We start from the raw sequence: 18,309 nt of genomic DNA, 5'->3' as shown, positions 1-18,309 counted from the left end.
ACCGAAATCGAAGCCGCGTCCGAGACGATGCTCGGTGACAGCCTCCCCTTTATCGACGGGAACGTCCGCATCGGGGGTGTCGGAGCCCGAGTGACCGGTCTGGCGCGTTCGTTAGGGAGACCAATTCTCGCGGCGCCGACGGGGACCGATACGTGGCACTCCGATTAACACGAAGCGTCGATTCGGCGCCGCGTACTTAACTCATATATAACTATCCGTCAACGAGGAATTACATTCGAGATAAGAAGCGCCTATGAGCCGAATATCAACGAGTCCCCACAGTGGTTACGGCGCGCGGTCGAGTCCGACAGAGCAGTCTCGGGCGACGCGCCGACGCACCGTGGCGCGGGCGGCCGCCTGCCGGACCGACCTGCGACGTGAACGCGTGATAGCATGACTGTCGACCCCGAGACGACGGGGTGGTCGGGTCCGACGAGACGAACCGTTCTGCGTGCGTTGGGTGCGGGCGCGACGCTGGCGGGAATCGGCGCGACGGCCGGGGCCGCTCAGAGCGCGGAGCCGTGGACGGTCGTCGCCCTCCCCGACACGCAGTTCTATGCCGAGGACAGGACGTCGTATCCGCGGGACCAGGCCGAGTGGGTCGTCGACAACGTCGGTTCGGAGAACATCGTCCACGTCAGCCACCTCGGCGACGTGGTCGAGAACGGCGACGTCGAGGCGGAGTGGGAGCACATGGCGGAGGCGCTCGCACCCCTCGACGACATCTCCTTCTCGACGCTCCCCGGCAACCACGACTGGGCGACGCAGGGCGACCGCACGTCGTCCATCGAGAACTACCGGCAGTACTTCGGGGCGTCCCAGAACGCGGGACCGGAGGACCTCAACAGCTACCAACTGTTCTCCGCGGGCGGCTACGACTTCCTCCACCTCGCCTTGGAGTGGGAGATTCCGGGGGACATAGACGACGCCTCGACCGCGTTGGGGTGGGCGCAGAGCGTCCTCGAACAGTACCCCGACCGACCGACCATCGTCAGCACGCACTCGTACCTCCGGGACTCCCCGCAGCGCCGGACCCTGCAGGTACAGGAAGAGAACGGCATCGGAACCGAGGGCCAGACGGTGTGGGAAGAGCTCATCTCGCCGAACTCGCAGGTGTTCATGGTCCTCTGCGGCCACTGGCACAGGGGGGACGGCGAAGCCGACCAGGTCTCCTCGAACGACGACGGCGAGGATGTGTACGAACTGCTGTCGAACTTCCAGGACCGCGACAACGGCGGGTACGGACTGCTCCGACAGATTCGGTTCCAACCGGGCGGCGGAAGCGGGGACGACCCCGACCGCATTCAGGTCCAGACGTACTCGCCCAGCGAGGACGAGTACCTCGAAGACGGGGACAGCGAGTTCGGTTTCGACCTCGACTTCGACGCCCGCTTCGGGTCCGCTTCGGACGGACCGCTCGCGGGCGACGCCGACGGCGACGGCGACGTGGACGATGACGACGTCGAAGCCATCCAGCGCTCCATCGCCGGCGAGGACGTCGACATCGACACGGAGGCCGCGGACGTCGACGACGACGGCGACGTGGACATCGGCGATGCGATTCGCGTGCGGAACATCAGCGAGGGGGGACAATGAGCGGCGCGAACCGGGCGCTGGTGCTCGGAGTCGTCCTCGCACTGCTCGTCGGTCTACCGGCCGGCGCGGCCCCGGTCGGGGCGCAGACCGCCTCCACCATCAGCGTCGGCGAGGAGGTCACGTCGTCGCCGGACGGGACGCTCACCGCCGAACCGGGCGAGACCGTCACGGTGAGCGTGTGGGCGGACGCCACGGACGTGAGCGGCTATCAGACGACGCTCACCTACGACGCTGACGTTGTCCAAGTGACTGACGTCTCGGGGAGCGACGACTTCGGCGACCCAATCGCGAACGTCGACAACGAGGACGGTAGCGTCGCGTTCAACCAGATTCGCGGGTCGAACGTCGACGGTCCCGTGCTGGCCGAGATAACGCTCGAAGTGACCGGCGAGGACGGCGAGAGCGCGGCGCTCTCGTTCGACGAGTCCGAGACGAAGTTCGCCTCCGCCGACGGCGAGACGGTCGTCCCAGAAACGTTCAACGACGTGACCGTGAGCGTCGAGGCGGCCGAGACCGAGACGCCGACTGCGACCGAGACCGAGACCGAGACGGAGACGGCTACGGAGACAGAAACCGAAACCGCGACCGAGACGGAAACTGAGACAGCAACGGAGACAGAAACCGAAACGGAGACTGAAACGGCTACGGAGACCGAAACGGAGACTGAAACGGCTACGGAGACCGAAACGGAAACCGCGACTGAGACGGCAACGGAGACTGAGACCGAGACCGAAACGGAAACCGAAACCCCGGTTCCGGCCGAAGAGGACGACGACAGCAGTAGCAGCGACGACGATGACGACGACAGCAGCAGCGATGACGACGACAGCAGTAGCAGGAGTAGCGGCGGCGGAGGCGGCGGCTACTCGGCGGACGAACCGGAGTTCTCCGTCGAGTCGGTCGAACTCAACGCGACGAACGGGAGCGTCGGGGACGCGGTGCTCGTCTCGGCGCTCGTCGAGAACTCCGGCGACGCCGACGGCGAGTTCGACGCGCGACTGTACGTCGACGGCAACGAGACGGAGTACAGCCGAGCCGTCGAGATAGACGAGGGGGAGAGCCGCAGGGTGAACTTCTCCATCACCTTCGACACCCCCGGCACGTACGCCCTCGGCGTCAACTCCATCGCCGCCGGCACCGTGACCGTCGCCGCGAACGAGCCGACGGCGACCGAAACGGCCGCCGCGACGGCGGAGTCGACGGCCACGCCGACGGCGGCGTCCGCGACTGAGGCGGAGGAGACGGCCGCGCCCGCGACGGAGGTAAACACCGAAGTCGGCGCCGGCGGCACGGAGACGAGCGGTTCCACGCCCGGCTTCGGCTTCGTCGTCTCGCTCGCGGCGATGAGCCTGCTGGTCTGTTGGCTCACGCTTCGGCGCGAGGAGTAGCGCAGCAGCACCCTCGCCGAACGCTTCTTCTCTTTCCGCCCGCGCGGGAGGTTCTCGCGCCGGCGACCGACCTCAGCCGTCCAGCGGCGACTCCTCGTCTCGGACGCTGTCGACGATGACGTCTCCGTCGGGCCGCTCGGCGACCCAGAACAGTTTGTAGGCGTCGACGACGCGCCCGAACGACACCTCGGGGGGGCTCCCCAGCGCGAACTTCCGCATCGTCCACTCGAAGACGGTGCTCCGAACGCGCTCGTCGCACTCGTCCTCGGAGAGGTCGGCCGGCAGGACCAACACGTCCTCGACGGTTCGCGTCTCCGTCTCGGGGACGGCGTCGGCCCGGAGGACGAGGCGGCGCGACCGGTCGACACTGGCGACGTACGAGAGTTCCCGCTCGGGGAGGAACGACCGCCCCACGGTCGCGGACGCTTCGTACACCCGGTACGGGTAGGCGACGGCGCCGACGCGGCCCGCCGACTCGACCGACTCACGGGTGCGCGTCGGCGGGACGACTGGGAGCGTCGCCGTCTCGGGCGACCGCTCGCTCGGCGGGGTCGCCGCGCTCGGGTCGGCTCGCATCACTTCCCCCAGTAGTCCGACGCGCGGACGTGCGCCCGGATGTTGTCGGTCTCGGTGACGGCCTTCGGGGAGCGGTCGCGGTCGCGGTCGCGGGGGTCGCCGCCGTCGGACCGCGCGTCCGAGGAGGCGCTTCGGTCGCTCACTCGACCGCCGTCGGTCGCGTACCCCGAGGCGCCGCCGGCGTCGTCGACCTCCATCCAGGGTTGGTTGAACGTCTCGAAGTGGTCTTCGACGCCCTCCGGCGGGCGGGTGAAGAGGGAGACGACGACGAGCGTGAGCGTCGACAGGATGAACGCCGGGAAGAGTCCGTAGACGCCGAGGAGACTCGCGAGGAAGCCGGAGCCCTCCAGCAGCCCGGCCATCCCGAACGCGGCGAACAGCGTCGAGAGCTGCGTCCAGAGTATCATCGTCGTCGCGCCCACGATCATGCTCGCGACGGCGCCCGCGGTGGTGAGACGCTTCCACCACAGCGAGGCGATGAGCGTCGGACCGATGGCCGCGCCGAGGCCGCCCCACGCGTAGTCGAGGACGAGCGTGTAGATGGGCGTGCTCCGGGCGACGTAGGCGAAGGCGATGCTCGCCCCGCCGAGTCCGAGCGTCACTATCTGGGAGTAGCGGACCAGTTGGGCCTGGCTGGCGTCGGGATTGACGAAGCCGTGGTAGACGTCCTCGACGACGGCGCTCGTGGCGACGAGCAGTTGGGAGTCGGCGCTGGACATCATGGCCGCGAGCGCGGCGGCGAGAACGACGCCCGCGAGGGCGCCGGGGAGGAGGTCCAGCGTCAGCATCGGCATCACGTTGTCCGTATTGGTGATGCCACCTTGCCCGAAGATGATGAGGCCGTACACGCCGACGAGGCCGGCGCCGATGTAGGCGACGAACATGAACAACTGCGCGACGAGCGCCGCGTGGCGGACGTTCCGCACCTCGTCGATACCCATGAAGCGCACCATGATGTGCGGGTTGCCGGGGACGCCGAGACCGATGGCGGCGTAGCTGATGATGCCGAACAGCGCCGCCCACCCGGTCATCCCGGCGGTGACGCTGGCGAGGCCGCCGCCCATCGACGCGAGGTCGTCGAACGGCAGTCCGTAGGAGGTGAACGCCAGCACGGGCAGGGCGACGAACGCGGCGAGGATGATGGCGCCCTGGAAGTAGTCGGACCACGCGACGGCGAAGTAGCCGCCGAGCATCGTGTAACCGACGACGATGACGCCGCCCGCGAGGATGCCGACGAGGGGGGAAACCCCGGTCAGCACCTGCAGGAGCGTCCCGGCGGCGACGATCTGCGCGCCGACGTAGCCGCCCTCGAACAGCATCAGCATCACCGACGAGACGCCCTTCACGACGCCCGAGTCGTCCTGCAGGCGCGTGGCGAAGAACGTCGGGAGCGTGACGGCGCGGACGATTTCGGAGTACTTCCGCAGGCGCTTGGCCATCCCGGCCCACGCGAGGAGGTCGGCGGGTATCATCCCGAGACCGTTGTAGAACGCCATGACCCCGGTGTTGAACGCGTCGCCGGGGACGCCCAGCGTGAGCCATCCGCTCATCTCGGAGGCGCGTTCGGAAAAGCCGGTGACGACCGGACCGATCTCCCGCCCGCCGATGACGTAGTCGTCGACGGTGTCCATCAACTGCGAGGAGTACAGGCCGATGCCGAGGAGGACGACGAGGTAGGCCGCGAACGTCCCGAGGACCCACGTCCCCGCGGACCCCGCGATGCCGCTACTGGGCACGGCCGCCCTCCGACTCGTATCGCTCGCGCATCCGGCGCTCCCGCCGCCCCTCCCAGACGTAGTAGACGACGAGTAACACGAAGTAGAGCACGAACGGTCCGAACAGCAAGGTCAAATCGACGCTGGTTCCGTCAGGCATCGCTCCGTGATTGGATAACAAAACACCATAAATACTGCGGACTCTTGGCTAATAATTAGACAATTGGCCGTACTAGTAGCACTTATTTGTAAATACTCGTAAAAGTGGCGCGCTGTCGTGTCCGCGCTCTCGCGGGGCAGGTCGAAGGAACGCCGCGACGGCGCGGCATCGCGCGCGTCCGGCCTTCGACTCGCCCACCAGTCGTACGGGTCGTTCCCGCGAAGTCATCCTAAACGGGTACCCTACCAAACGAATCTTCGAAGATAGTAGTGAAACAAAAACACTCTTTTTCGAATATCTGTCAGGACGGCGGGCAGCGACGGACCGAGCGGTCCGGGGCCGGAGCGCCGGACCGAACGCCTCAGAAGATGTTCGCCTGCCGGTAGACGCTGATCCCGTCGCTCGTGAGTTCGTACGGCTTCGTCTCGCGGGAGTGGTTGGCGTCCCGTATCTTCTGGATTTCGATGGCGAGTCGCGTCTCCCGGAAGTCGCTCGGGCGGACGTACTGGAGGACGAACACGGCGTCGGCGAGGTACTCGACGAGTCCGTGCCGGGAGGCGTAGGGGTTGCTCTCCTTCGCCTCGGAGGTGAGAAGCGTCGTCACGCCCGCCTCTTTCAGCGCGCGGGCGAAGTCGAACACCTGACTCCGGCGCTCGGAGGGGTGGTCGTACATCATCTCCAAGAGCGAGACCGAGTCGAGGACGAGTCGCTGGGCGCCGAACTCCGAGACGAGGCGCGGGAGGTCGTTCTGGATGCTGGCGAGGCTGTTGGCCATCTCGACGGGGTCGAGGTCGATGACGACGAGTCGGTCCGCCTCGGCGTGTTCGCGGAACGCCCACCCCTTCTCCTCGGCGGTGTCGAAGATGCGCTGTCGGCTCTCCTCCAGCGTGATGTAGACGGCCTTCTCGCCGTCTTCGAGCGCCCGGTTGAGGAACTGGAGGCCGAACGTCGTCTTGCCCGTCCCGGCCGACCCGATGGCGACCATGAGCGACCGGGTGGGAACGCCGCCCAGAATCATCTCGTCCAGTCCCTCGATACCGATGTCGAGGCGTTCGATGTCGGACTCGAACGCCTCGTCGTCGAACGTCTCCTCGCCGCCCGGACCGCCGAACCCGGCGTCTGGGCCGCCGAACTCCGGCGCGTTCTCCATCGCCGCCGCGAAGTCGTCGTCCGGGCCGCCGAACCCCGGTGCGCTCTCCATCGCCGCCGCGAAGTCGTCGGGGAACGGGTCGTGCTTTTCGTCGCTGGTCCCGGCGCCGCCTCGCTCTCGGTCGTCCGCCCGCCCGCCGCGGACGCCGCCGAACGGGTCGGTGGCGTCGGTCCGAGCGGCGTCCGACTCGTCCTCGTTCGAGGGTGGACCGACGTCGAAGCCGAACCCGTCCTCGTTCCCGTCGTCCGGGTCGGCCCCGAACGCGCGCTCGAAGTCGTCCCCGTCGTCGGCCGCGCCGTCGGGCCTCTCGTCCGTTCCGGCCCCCTCGGGACCCGCGTTCGGTCGCGCGGCGTCGACCCCGTCCGCCTCCATCTCCTCGTCGGCCGTGGCCTCGGAGTCAGCGTCGGCGTCGATATCGGCGCCGGATTCGGATTCGGAGTCGGAGTCGGGGTCGGTGTCGGCGTCGGACCCCTCGCCCGCGAACGCGCGCTCGAACCAGTCGTCGTCGCTCACGCGTCGTCCCCCCGGTCGTCGTGTCGTGTCGCGCGCGAACGCGAACGCGAAGCGGTCGGTTCCATCGCAGTCGTGGATAGATAGTCGCCAGTATGTATGAATGTTACCCGTAGCGACTGGTTCGCCCGCCGGTCGACGAGCGGGGGTCGAACCGAGGGAACCGGAAGGGAATCGGGTGACGGTGGGCTTTTGCCCGGTGAGAGCGAACCCGGCAGACGAGCATGCAGGTGGCCATCGTCGCACAACGGGGGAACGACCGGGCCGCGCGGGTGGCCGACGACCTCCGGGAGCGACTCGAAGGGGCGGGCGTCGACGTGCGCGTCGACGCGGACACGGCGGAAACGCTTGGCGTCGCCGGCCACGACGTCGAGACGTTCGAGTCGGCAGACCTCGCGGTGAGCATCGGCGGCGACGGCACGTTCCTGTTCGCCGCGCGCGGCGCGGGCGGGACGCCCGTCCTCGGAGTCAATCTCGGCGAGGTCGGGTTCCTGAACGCCGTCGGCCCCGAAGAGGCCGTCGAGGCGGTAATGAAGGAGGTAGCGCAGTTCCGACGCGGGGAACCGCTGGCGGTCCGGGAGGTGCCGCGCATCGCCGCCAGCGGCGACGGCTGGACCGAACGGCCCGCGATGAACGAGGTGGTCGTGCAGGGTCCCCGGCGCGGTCACGGCGGCGGCGTCGACGTCGAGGTTCGCGTCGACGGCTCCCTGTACAGCGACGGGCACGTCGACGGCGTCCTCGTGGCGACGCCCACCGGGAGCACGGCGTACAACCTCAGCGAACGCGGACCGCTCGTCCACCCGAGCGTCGGCGGCCTCGTCGTCAACGAGATGGTCGCCGAGGACGGGATGCCGCCGCTTGTCGTCTCGCCGGACGCGGAGGTGACCGTCTCCGTGACCGGCGCCGAGGAGGCCGTCGTCGTCACCGACGGCAGGCGGCGCACGTACCTGACGCCGCCCGCCGAGGTGACCGTCGCGTCCGCGAACGCCCCGGTTCGCCTCGCGGGGTCGCCCTCCGACTTCTTCGAGGCGCTCGGAAAACTCGACTGAGCGACTCGGCCGGTCGATTCGGCGTTCAGTCCGCCGACTCGCTCTCCTCGACGGCGGCGTCCTCTGGCGCGTCCCCGGACGCGGACCGTCGCTCGGAGTCGGAGGGACGCATCCGCCAGTCCACCTCGACCACGCCCTCGGGGTTGCCGCGGAGGCCCCGTCGGGAAACCACCTCGAACGTCCTGTTCTCCGCCGCCGGCGTGAACAGCGAGGCGACGCAGAGCCCCGCCACGTCGGCGCGGGGAACCGACCCCGAGACGGTGTCGCCGCCCTCGCCGACGACCACGTCGCCCGTCGCCTCGGCGTTCGTCAACCCACCGGGCCGGAGAATGGTGTACGCGAGACCCGACGAGCGGAGGTGCGCCTCTGCGCGGGCCTTCGCCGGGAGAACGCCGAGGCCGCGGAGGAGGAGGCGGAGGCCGAGTTGCATCCCCGGCTTCGAGTCGCCGACGCCGATGGAGGAGACGAGGACGAACCGCTCGACGCCGGCGTCGCGGGCGGCGTCGACGAGGTTCTCCACCCCACGCCCGTCGGCGTGGTCGCCGGTGAGAGAGCCGAGTCCGAGCGAGGTTCCGAGGGCGCAGACGACGGCGTCGCAGCCCTCGACGGCGCGGGCGGCGTCCTCGGCGGAGAGGGCGTCGCCGACGACCACTTCGTCGGCCCCCCGCCCGCGGAGCGCGGACTCCTCGTCGGCGGACCGCGTCAGCGCGCGGACGGTCACGTGGGCGTCGAGCGACCGGAGCGTATCGAGCACGCGCCGACCCGTCCCGCCCGTCGCGCCGGCGACCAGCACCCGGCCGCGTGAAAACGACATACGCTACCGTGGCTCCCGAGCGCATATAACGGTTCGTTCGCGCACAAAATCCGCGTTCTCCGGGGAGAGCGCAGGGCGGGAGCGGGCGCCCGCGGCGTACCCAAGGTGACCAGGTCACCGCTTCCCAAGCGGGCGACGTCGCCCCGCAGATGAGAATAGGTACCACGAGGCAATGAGCTCGTCGGACGCGGACGTGGGCGAACGGGCGGCGAGAGAAGATAGAGGGGACGGAGAACCGAGTCGCGCGTCTCTCCGTCCGGGTTACGCGCTCCGACTCCCTACTCGCCGCCCCACTCGGCCGTCCGCTTCGGACGGTCGGAGACGGCCAGCACGTCGAGGGGGTCGTCCTTCGCGCCGATGGCTTCGAGCGCCGCCGACGCGGAGGCGTGCGTCGAGAAGTAGGTTATCTCCTCTTCGACGCAGAGTTCGAGCATGTCGCGGTTCCGCGACACCACGAGGTCTATCTTCCCCTCGCGGATGGCGGCGTCGCGTTCCTCGGCGTCCTCGAAGGAGGCGAGGTCGAAGTAGTCGGCGAAGCCGTCGCGGAGGGCCGCGCCCGCCTCGGTGTCGAGGTCCGGGAACTCCTCGGCCGAGAGGTCGACGATGGCGGTGCCGCCGGCCGGAACCGCCTTGCTCGTCGCGTCCTGCGCCTTGTCGTACGCCTTGGCGAACGACCGCGCGGTGCCCATCACCTCGCCCGTCGACTTCATCTCGGGGCCGAGGCGCGGGTCGGAGTTCGGCAGGCGGTCGAACGGCAGGACGACCTCTTTCACCGAGGTGTGCTCGGGAATCTGCTCCTCGACGTCCAGCGACGCCAGCGTCTCGCCGGCCATCACCTTCGCGGCGAGTTTGGCGATGGGGACGCCCGTCGCCTTCGAGACGAACGGCACCGTCCGCGAGGAGCGCGGGTTGGCTTCGAGCACGTACACCTCGCCGTCCTTGACGGCGAGTTGGACGTTCAGCAGACCCACCGTGTCGAGGGCGGCGGCTATCTCTTCGGTCACCTCGCGGACGCGCGCCATCGTCTCCTCGTCCAGCGCGCGCGGCGGAATCATGCAGGCCGAGTCGCCCGAGTGGACGCCCGCGCTCTCGACGTGTTCCATCACGCCGCCGATGAGGGTGCGACGGCCGTCGGAGACGGCGTCGACGTCGAGTTCGACGGCGTCCGCGAGGAACTCGTCCACGAGGATGGGTTTGTCCGGCGAGACGCGCACGGCCTCCTCGATGTACGTCTCCAGTTCGTCGTCGTCGTGCACCACGTCCATCGCGCGGCCGCCGAGGACGTACGACGGGCGCACGAGGACGGGGTAGCCGATGTCGCGCGCGAGTTCCAAGGCCTCCTCCTTGCTGCGGGCGGACCCGCCTTCGGGTTGGAGAATCTCCAACTCGTCCATCAGGACGTTGAACCGGTCGCGGTCCTCCGCGAGGTCCATCGCGTCCACGGTCGTCCCGAGAATCTCGCAGTCGACGCCGCGGCGGTCGAGTTCGTCCTCCAGTTTCTCGCCGATGTTGACGGAGGTCTGGCCACCGAACTGGACCATCACGCCGTCGGCGTCGGCCGCCTCGATGACGTCGGCGACTTCCTCGGCCGTTATCGGCTCGAAGAACAGGCCGTCGGAGGTGTCGTAGTCAGTCGAGACGGTCTCGGGGTTGTTGTTCACGACGTGCGCGTCGATGCCCATCTCGCGGAGGGCGCGCACGGCGTGGACCGAGCAGTAGTCGAACTCGACGCCCTGTCCGATGCGGATGGGACCGCCGCCGACGACGACGACGCTCTCCACGTCGCGGTCGACGCGGAGTTCGCCCGCCGCGGCGTCGCCCTCGTAGGGACCGGAGAAGAACTCCGGCTTGCGCGAGGAGTAGTAGTACGGCGTCTGCGCGGCGAACTCGCCGGCGCAGGTGTCGACCTGTTTGTACGTCCGGCCGGGCACCTGCGTCTCGACGGTGCCGACGTCGCTGCCCGTCGCGGCGGCGATTTCGGCGTTCGTGTGGCCGGCGGTGGCCGCCGCGGTGAAGTCGCCCTCCTGGGCGGCGGCGACGGAGTCGGTGATGCGCTTGAACCGCTCGACGTACCACGTCTTCATGTCCGTCATCTCCACGACGTCGTCGACGGAGTACCCGCGCTCGAACGCCTCGAAGATGGCGTACGGGCGGTCGGGCGTCGGGCGTTCGAGGTAGTCGGCTTCGAGTTCCTCGTCGGAGACTTCGGACCACTCCGCGACCGGGTCGTACTCGGTGGAGCGGAGCGCCTTCAGCATCGACTCCTCGAACGTCCGCCCGATGGACATCGCCTCGCCGGTCGACTTCATCGCCGTCGAGAGCGTGAAGTCCACGTCGTCGAACTTGTCTTTGGGCCACCGCGGAATCTTCGTCACCACGTAGTCGATGGCCGGTTCGAAGGCGGCGGTGGTCTCGCCCGTAATCTCGTTCTCTATCTCGTGGAGGCGCTTGCCGAGGGCGACTTTGGCCGTGACGCGGGCGATGGGGTAGCCCGTCGCCTTCGAGGCCAGCGCCGAGGAACGGGAGACGCGCGGGTTCACCTCGACCACCCTGTATTCGCCGCCCGGGGTGCCGTCGTCGTGCCACGCGAACTGGATGTTACACCCGCCCTGAATCCCGAGGTCGCGGATGACTTCGAGGGCGGCGTCGCGCATCTCCTGGTGACCCTCGTCCGGAATCACCTGCGAGGGGGTGACGACCATCGACTCGCCGGTGTGGATGCCCATCGGGTCGATGTTCTCCATGTTGCAGATGATGATACAGGAGTCGTCGGCGTCGCGCATCACCTCGTACTCCAGTTCGACCCACCCCGAGATGGACTCGGTGATGAGCACCTCGCTGTTGCGCGAGAGGCGGAGGCCCTTGCGCACGCGGCGTTTCAGTTCCTCCATGTCGTCGACGACGCCCGACCCCGACCCGCCGAGGGTGTAGGTCGTCCGCGAGATGACGGGGAGGCCGCCGACGGCGTCCACCGCGGACTCGACGCGGTCCGCGAGGTCCTCCTCCGTGACCGCGGAGACGGACTCGTCCTCGTCGAGCGAGATGGTCGTCGAGGCGGGGACCGGTTGCCCGATGTCCTCCATGCGCTGGCGGAACAGGTCGCGGTCCTCCGTCGCGTAGATGGTATCCAGCGGCGTTCCCATTATCTCCACGTCGAACTCCTCGAGGATTCCCTCCTCTGCGAGTTCGGCCGTGACGTTCAGCCCCGTCTGGCCCCCGAGACCGGCGATGACGCCGTCGGGGTTCTCCTTGCGGATGACCTCCGAGATGGCCTCGGTGGTGATGGGTTCGATGTACACCTTGTCGGCCATCTCCGGGTCGGTCATAATCGTCGCCGGGTTCGAGTTGACGAGGACGACTCGTGCCCCTTCCTCCTGTAACGCCCGGCACGCCTGCGCGCCGGAGTAGTCGAACTCGGCCGCCTGTCCGATCTGAATGGGCCCGCTCCCGATGAGCAGTATGGTCCTGTTCTCGCCCTCTGCCTGAGAGCCAGTCGAGGTGTCCTCGTCGGTCATCGTGGAAACGAAATCAGCACATCGTAATAAGCCCGGCGAATCGCTACGAGATACGAAACAGAGTTTCGAATATCGTAGACAGGGTTCGACGCGGCCGAATCGGCGCTCTCACGGGTCGAGACGCGCCGCTGGGCGGTGTGCGTGTGAGAGACAAGGGAAGAAAGCAGTGCCGGGTTCGCGCGCGTCCGGTTCGTCCGGCCCGGCCCGATTCGGGCCGCCCGCGCCTACGCGTACACGTCGTCTTCTGACAGGTCGCGTTGCGCGCGGTACTGTTCGACGAACTCGCCCACGTCGAAGTCGAGCATCTTCGTCTCGAAGTCGGAGACCGCGGCGTCGTCCTCGGCGTGGGAGACGGCGTGTTCCATCAGTTCGACGACCAGTTCGACGATTATCTCGTGGAGGCGACGCGAGTCGAAGTCGGTCACCCAGACGATGCCCGCGCCCACGTCGCCGTCGTCGCTCACGTCCTCGGAGACGACCTTCCGGGGGAACTCCTCGAGGACGATACCCATCAGATGCGCCGTGCCGAACTCCGGCATCTCCTCGCTCGTCGTCTCGACCGCTTCTTGGAGAACCTCGACGAGGAAGTCGGGCAGGAAGCGCTCCGGCGGGTGCACGTCCATCACCACGGCGTGCGACTCGCCGCACGGGCAGTCGAACTCCCGGAGGCCGAGGTCGAGGCTCCGGACCGGCTTCGTCTCCCCGCACGGGAGTTCGAGGTCCTCGCCGGGACCGCCGGGGACGCGCGGTTGTGCCATGTGCCGCCGTTGTCGTCGCGGTGGGTTAAACGTCGCGTTCGCGTTCGCGTTCGCGTCCTGCGCCCGCGCCGGCGTCTGTGCCCGCCGTCGCCGCCCGGACGGGCGAAAGGATGCGGCCGGCGCCTCGCGCCGCGGTCAGTTCCGCGAGGTGGTCCACAGTAGCGGACCGATGATGACGAGCGCGATGCCGAGGAACAGGTAGTGGATCGGAACCAGCGACTGGGGCGTCAAGAGGAAGATGACGCCGAACGCCATCGTGTTGAGGGCGACCACCTTCGCGGATTTCAGCGGTAGCGCGCCCAGCGTCGCCAAGACGAAGACGAGCAACAGCGCCTGCCCGACGTTGTAGTCCAGCAGAAAGCTGTCGATGAGCTGTAGGGGGAGCATCCTTACCGCGAAATTCGGCGCGAATCGAGTATTAAAGTTCCGTTCTCTCCGGCCGAACGGGCGCCCCCGTCACCCCTCGCCGGGACCGGTGATGTCCATCGGCCGAATCCAGCCGTACCAGATGATGAACACCATCCCTCCGTAGCCGAGCACGAACACGATGCGGCCGACGCCGTTGTAGCCGAGTTCGCCGAGGAACCGTCGGACGAGCCCCGTGCCGGCGATACCGACGAACAGCACCGCCAACAGGAGCAGTTTGTCGCGCGTGAGCTCGAACATGCCCGACGACTCCCCGTCGTCCCGAACGGGAGCCTCGTCTTGACCCATACGTCCGCTCGGGACCGCACGACCCTGAATCGCTCGGTCCGGCGCCGGTCGTCGTCGCCCGCTCTACCGGTCCGCCCCGGGACCGACCCGGGTCCGGCGTGCCCCGCGCTCGCACGGACGGGGAGCGTTTTTCACCGTCCGCGAAGAGGGAGTTGACGTGCACCTGCGTCAGTTACCGGCGGACCACCGCGACGCCTTCCGCGAGATGGTGAACTACGCCTTCCGGCCGGAGGACGGGCCCGACTGGGAGGACCGCGACCGCGAGGACCCCGACCTGTTCACCCCGCTCGGCTTCTACGACGCGGCCCCCGACGCCGGGTCCGACCCCGACGCTTCGGCCCTCCGCACCGTCTGCGGCAGCTACGATTTCACCGTCCGCGTGCGCGGCGAGTGGCGCTCGATGCCCGGCGTCTCCGCCGTCGCCTCCCCGCCGGAAGGCCGCCGACGTGGAACCGTCGGCGCCATGCTCGACGCCCTCCTCGCCCGCTACCGGGAGGGGGGAGCGGCGTTCTCGGCGCTGTGGCCGTTCGAGTACCCGTTCTACCGCCGACTGGGGTGGGCCACCTGCTGTAACCACGCCGAGGCGACGCTCCCGCCCGAGCAACTCGCGGACGTCGTCCCCGACCCGCGCGGGGAGTTCCGACGGTTGACGCCGGACGAGGACCTCCCGGCGATGCGCGCGGTTCACGAGGCGTGGGCGACGGAGTCGCTCGCGGTCCGCCGGACGGAGGGCTGGTGGCGCGAGCGCGTCTTCCGCGGGTGGCGAAAGAACCCCTACGCCTTCGGCTGGGCGGACGAGGAGGGGTCGCTGCGGGGCTACCTCGTCTACAGCATCGACGAGGACGACGGCGACGGCCGCGAGATGCGCGTGTGGGAACGCGCCGCCGTCGACGGCGAGGCGCGCGGGCACCTGCTGCGGTTCTGCCGCGACCACGACTCGCAGGTGGATTCGGTGACGTTCCGCGCGCTCCCCGAATGGGCGCGCCCCATCGACGAACTGACCGACCCGCGGGCGGCGACGCTGGAGGTGAAGCCCGGACCGATGGTCCGCATCGTCGACGTGGCCGAGGCGCTCTCGACGCTGCCGTACGACGCGCGGGAGTCGGTCGTCCTCGACGTCGACGACGACCGCTGCGCGTGGAACGACGGGACGTTCGAACTCCGCGCGGACGCCGCGGGCGGGCACGTGAGCCGTCTCGACGGGGACGCTGCCGAGAGCCCGGACGCCGAACTCGATATCGGCGCGCTCTCGCAGTTGGCCGTCGGCGCGCGCGACTCCGACGGACTCGAACGCACCGGCGACCTGACCGTCGCGGACGCGTCGGTGCGAGAGGCGCTCGACGCGCTGTTCCCGCGCGAACGAACGTTCTTCAGAGAAGGGTTCTGAACGGTGGCCGTCACGGCGTTCACGCTGGCGCTGTATCTCGGAGCCGCCGTCGTCGGCGCGGGACTCGCGTTCCGGGGCGGCGAACTGCTGGTCGAGGCGGCCGATAGCCTCGGCGCGTACTACCGCCTCCCGCCCGTCGTGCAGGGGGCCGTCGTCGCGGCCGTCGGTTCGAGTTTCCCCGAACTGTCGAGCACCGTCATCGCCGCCGCCCGGTACGGCGCGTTCGACATCGGCGTCGGCGCCGTCGTCGGGTCGGCGGTATTCAACATCCTCGTCATCCCGGCCATCTCCGCGCTGGCGGGCGAGGGGTCGCTCGCGTCGAACCGCGACCTGGTGTTCAAGGAGGCGCAGTTCTACCTGCTCTCCGTCGCGGTGGTATTCCTCGCCTTCACACTGGCCGTCCTCTACGACGGGACGCCCGACGGCGACCCGTTCACCGGGACGATGACACCCGCGCTCGGCGCCGTCCCCTTCCTCCTGTACGGGCTCTATCTCTTCATCCAGTACACGGACACCCTCGAACACCGGCTGGACTCGCCGTTCAACGTCGACCCGGACGCCGTGAACGTCGGACGCGAGTGGGTTCGACTGCTCGCCTCCCTCGCGGTCATCGTCGTCTCCGCGGAGTTGCTCGTCCGCGCCGCCATCGGCTTCGGTAACGCCTTCGGCACGTCGACGTTCCTGTGGGGACTCACCGTCGTCGCCGCCGGAACGAGCCTCCCCGACACGTTCGTCAGCGTCGTCGCCGCGCGCCGCGGCAACGCCGACGTGAGTCTCGCGAACGTCCTCGGCAGCAACATCTTCGCGCTGTTGGTTGTCCTCCCTGCCGGCGTCTTCGCCGCCGGACGGGCGACGATATCGCTCTCGGAGGTGGTGCCCATGATGGGCTTTCTCGTCGCCGCGTCGGTGGCGTTCTTCGCCGTCCTTCGGACGGACATGCGTCTCTCCCACCGCGAGGCGTACCTCCTCGTCGCCCTCTACGGCGCGTTCATCGTCTGGTTGGTCGCCGAGAGCCTCGGGGTCACGTCGCTCGTCGGATAGCGGAGACGATACCGGCGAAAAACAGTCGCGCGTCCGTCAGCGTCGGTCGTCGCGGACCGCTCAGGTCTGCAGTTCGTAGCCCATGTCGCGGAGGATGTCGCCGATACGGCCGGTGTGGTCGCCCTGTAGTTCCACCGAGTCGTCCTCGACGGTCCCGCCGCACGCGAGTTTGCTCTTCAACTGCGAGGCCACGTCCCGCAGGTCGTCCTTCGAGAGGTCGAAGCCGCTGACGACGGTGACCGCCTTCCCGTAGCGGCGGGTGTCCACGTGGACCGAGAGCTGCTGTTGGGATTTCGAGAGGTCCTGGTCGATGCCGAGCTCTTCGGGGAGTCCGGCGATGGATGACAGGTCGTCGTTGTTTGCCACGTCCGCCCTACGCGCCGAGCGGATATACCGGTTGCCCCGGCGTGCGCGCGGTGCGAACGACCGCCGGTTCCTCATCCCGTTCCGGCGACCCGGCGGTACTGGTCGCCAACAGAGAGTATCAGTCGCCAGGGTGGTTGCCGCGGCCGTAGCGCGCGACCATCTTCCACATCGCCTTGTCGAGGTCGCCGCCCTCCGCCTCGGAGGCGGAGACGAGCTGTCTGTACAGGCTGTCGGAGACGCGTATCTCGGGCATCGACCCGTGTACGACGTTCACACAGATAATACTACTGTGATACGGAACAGAGTAAATTCGGGCAGTCCGTCGGCCGCGCTCGTCCGCTCGGGCAGCGAATCGGCCGACTGCGTCGGGTTCCGGACGAGAAGAGACCGTACGCTCCCCCGGGTAGGCCCTCGTAGGACCCTCCGGCTTATCAAGAGGCGGTTCTGTTTCACGCGACTTCCGTCCGGATGACAGATTTTCCCCCTCCTAATCGGCGTTATCATAGTTAGAATAATACGGTCAAACCCTCTGAACATCGTATAGTGAACTACAGAAGTGTGGCCGAGTTGAACAGAGGGGCGCGCCGGCTCTCACAGAAGGTTCCACGTGGGGTGGACCTCGTGGTCGGTATCCCGCGGAGCGGCCTGCTCGCCGCGAACCTGCTCTGTTTGAATCTCGACGTGCCGATGACCGACGTAGAGGGGTTGTGCGAGGGACGCGTACTCCAGACCGGCCACCGGTACGACGGCGAGGCGTCGTTCGACGACGTAGAGCGGGTGCTCGTCGTCGACGACTCGGTGGACTCGGGACGGCAGATGCGGGAGACGAAGGCGCAGTTGGCCGAGAAGAATCTCGATTTCGACATCGAGTACGCAGCGGTCTACGTCTCCTCGAAGGGACACCAGTTCGTCGACTACTGGGTCGACGTGGTCGACAAACCGCGCGTGTTCGAGTGGAACGTGATGCATCACCCCGACCTGAAACACTCCTGCGTCGACATCGACGGCGTGCTCTGCCGCGACCCGACGCGCGAGGAGAACGACGACGGCCCGCGCTACCGCGAGTTCCTGCAGAGCGTCGAGCCGCGAGTCGTCCCCACCGAGACCATCGGGTGGCTGGTGACGTGCCGGCTGGAGAAGTACCGCGAAGAGACTGAGGCGTGGCTGAACGAACACGGCGTCGAGTACGAGAACTTGGTGATGATGGACCACCCCTCGAAGGAGGCTCGACAGCGGGCGGGGAACCACGCCGAGTACAAGGCGAACGTCTACCGGAACACGGACACGAAGCTGTTCATCGAGAGTTCGCCGAAGCAGGCCGCCGTCATCTGCGAGCGCTCGAAGCAGCCCGTGCTCTGCTACGAGACGAACGAACTGATGAATCCGGGCTACGTCGACCGCATCCAGAACAAGAGCACCGACTACGCCGCGCAGTTCAGCGAGGACCCGGTCGCGTTCTCGCTGAAAGCGAGCAGATACGTGCTCACTGAGAGCTACTACACGGCGAGTCGACTGATGCAGACTCGCCTGCGAAAGTAGCGGCGATCCGAACTCGGGACGCCGCCTCTCT

Annotated in this window: 17 protein-coding genes; 6 read left to right on the top strand and 11 right to left on the bottom strand. The window is 68.1% G+C overall.

Annotation, left to right across the window (positions count from 1 at the left end; genetic code table 11):
• Positions 1 to 393 precede the first annotated feature (393 nt).
• Complete coding sequence (locus NDI79_RS08870) at positions 394 to 1,596, top strand: metallophosphoesterase (RefSeq protein ID WP_310928114.1); 1,203 nt, start codon at positions 394 to 396, stop codon at positions 1,594 to 1,596.
• Positions 1,593 to 2,984, top strand: a complete 1,392-nt coding sequence (locus NDI79_RS08865; protein WP_310928113.1) for a CARDB domain-containing protein — start codon at positions 1,593 to 1,595, stop codon at positions 2,982 to 2,984. Before NDI79_RS08870 ends, NDI79_RS08865 begins: the two co-directional genes overlap by 4 nt.
• A 72-nt stretch (positions 2,985 to 3,056) precedes the next feature.
• Here the strand turns inward: NDI79_RS08865 and NDI79_RS08860 are convergent, their stop codons facing one another.
• The 4 genes from NDI79_RS08860 to NDI79_RS08845 all read right to left on the bottom strand — a co-directional run bounded on the left by NDI79_RS08860 (position 3,057) and on the right by NDI79_RS08845 (position 7,098).
• A complete protein-coding gene (locus NDI79_RS08860) occupies positions 3,057 to 3,560 on the bottom strand; it encodes a hypothetical protein (RefSeq protein WP_310928112.1) in 504 nt (167 codons plus the stop codon).
• Entirely contained in the window at positions 3,560 to 5,296 is a 1,737-nt protein-coding gene (locus NDI79_RS08855) for a sodium/proline symporter (RefSeq protein ID WP_310928111.1), read from the bottom strand. The genes NDI79_RS08860 and NDI79_RS08855 overlap by 1 nt, the downstream gene beginning before the upstream one ends.
• On the bottom strand, positions 5,286 to 5,435 hold the full coding sequence (locus NDI79_RS08850; RefSeq protein WP_310928110.1) for a hypothetical protein: 150 nt from the start codon (positions 5,433 to 5,435) through the stop codon (positions 5,286 to 5,288). The genes NDI79_RS08855 and NDI79_RS08850 overlap by 11 nt, the downstream gene beginning before the upstream one ends.
• 361 nt (positions 5,436 to 5,796) lie before the next feature.
• The gene (locus tag NDI79_RS08845; RefSeq protein ID WP_310928109.1) at positions 5,797 to 7,098 is read right to left on the bottom strand and encodes a KaiC domain-containing protein; all 1,302 of its coding nucleotides are present in this window, start codon (positions 7,096 to 7,098) and stop codon (positions 5,797 to 5,799) included.
• A gap of 221 nt (positions 7,099 to 7,319) precedes the next feature.
• Between NDI79_RS08845 and NDI79_RS08840 the strand changes: the two genes are divergently transcribed.
• Entirely contained in the window at positions 7,320 to 8,144 is an 825-nt protein-coding gene (locus NDI79_RS08840) for an NAD(+)/NADH kinase (RefSeq protein WP_310928108.1), read from the top strand.
• A 25-nt stretch (positions 8,145 to 8,169) separates the two neighbouring features.
• Here the strand turns inward: NDI79_RS08840 and NDI79_RS08835 are convergent, their stop codons facing one another.
• From NDI79_RS08835 to NDI79_RS08815, 5 genes are all read right to left on the bottom strand, one after another.
• On the bottom strand, positions 8,170 to 8,958 hold the full coding sequence (locus NDI79_RS08835) for an SDR family oxidoreductase (protein WP_310928107.1): 789 nt from the start codon (positions 8,956 to 8,958) through the stop codon (positions 8,170 to 8,172).
• Between the two features lie 278 nt (positions 8,959 to 9,236).
• Positions 9,237 to 12,473 (bottom strand): carbamoyl-phosphate synthase large subunit, encoded by a 3,237-nt coding sequence (carB, locus tag NDI79_RS08830; protein ID WP_310928106.1) that lies wholly within the window; start codon positions 12,471 to 12,473, stop codon positions 9,237 to 9,239.
• 224 nt (positions 12,474 to 12,697) lie between these two features.
• Positions 12,698 to 13,231 carry a DUF5815 family protein gene (locus tag NDI79_RS08825; protein WP_310928105.1) on the bottom strand — a complete coding sequence of 178 codons (534 nt, stop codon included), beginning with the start codon at positions 13,229 to 13,231 and terminating at the stop codon, positions 12,698 to 12,700.
• A 135-nt stretch (positions 13,232 to 13,366) separates the two neighbouring features.
• Positions 13,367 to 13,618 (bottom strand): DUF8006 family protein, encoded by a 252-nt coding sequence (locus NDI79_RS08820; protein WP_310928104.1) that lies wholly within the window; start codon positions 13,616 to 13,618, stop codon positions 13,367 to 13,369.
• A 69-nt stretch (positions 13,619 to 13,687) separates the two neighbouring features.
• Positions 13,688 to 13,945 carry a DUF7996 family protein gene (locus tag NDI79_RS08815; RefSeq protein WP_310928103.1) on the bottom strand — a complete coding sequence of 86 codons (258 nt, stop codon included), beginning with the start codon at positions 13,943 to 13,945 and terminating at the stop codon, positions 13,688 to 13,690.
• Between the two features lie 157 nt (positions 13,946 to 14,102).
• Between NDI79_RS08815 and NDI79_RS08810 the strand changes: the two genes are divergently transcribed.
• Complete coding sequence (locus NDI79_RS08810) at positions 14,103 to 15,332, top strand: GNAT family N-acetyltransferase (RefSeq protein WP_310928102.1); 1,230 nt, start codon at positions 14,103 to 14,105, stop codon at positions 15,330 to 15,332.
• A 3-nt stretch (positions 15,333 to 15,335) separates the two neighbouring features.
• Positions 15,336 to 16,373, top strand: coding sequence for a sodium:calcium antiporter (locus NDI79_RS08805; protein ID WP_310928101.1), 1,038 nt, complete (start codon positions 15,336 to 15,338; stop codon positions 16,371 to 16,373).
• Between the two features lie 60 nt (positions 16,374 to 16,433).
• Here the strand turns inward: NDI79_RS08805 and yciH are convergent, their stop codons facing one another.
• Positions 16,434 to 16,739 carry a translation initiation factor gene (gene yciH, locus NDI79_RS08800; RefSeq protein ID WP_310928100.1) on the bottom strand — a complete coding sequence of 102 codons (306 nt, stop codon included), beginning with the start codon at positions 16,737 to 16,739 and terminating at the stop codon, positions 16,434 to 16,436.
• Positions 16,740 to 16,857: 118 nt separating this feature from the next.
• The gene (locus NDI79_RS08795) at positions 16,858 to 17,013 is read right to left on the bottom strand and encodes a hypothetical protein (protein WP_310928738.1); all 156 of its coding nucleotides are present in this window, start codon (positions 17,011 to 17,013) and stop codon (positions 16,858 to 16,860) included.
• Positions 17,014 to 17,282: 269 nt separating this feature from the next.
• Here NDI79_RS08795 and NDI79_RS08790 point away from each other — a divergent pair, with 269 nt between their 5' ends.
• Positions 17,283 to 18,278, top strand: coding sequence for a phosphoribosyltransferase family protein (locus tag NDI79_RS08790; protein WP_310928099.1), 996 nt, complete (start codon positions 17,283 to 17,285; stop codon positions 18,276 to 18,278).
• The last annotated feature ends 31 nt before the right edge of the window (positions 18,279 to 18,309 follow it).

The organism is Halogeometricum sp. S3BR5-2, assembly GCF_031624635.1.
Lineage (GTDB): Archaea > Halobacteriota > Halobacteria > Halobacteriales > Haloferacaceae > Halogeometricum > Halogeometricum luteum.
This window is presented reverse-complemented; position numbering and strand designations above follow the sequence as displayed.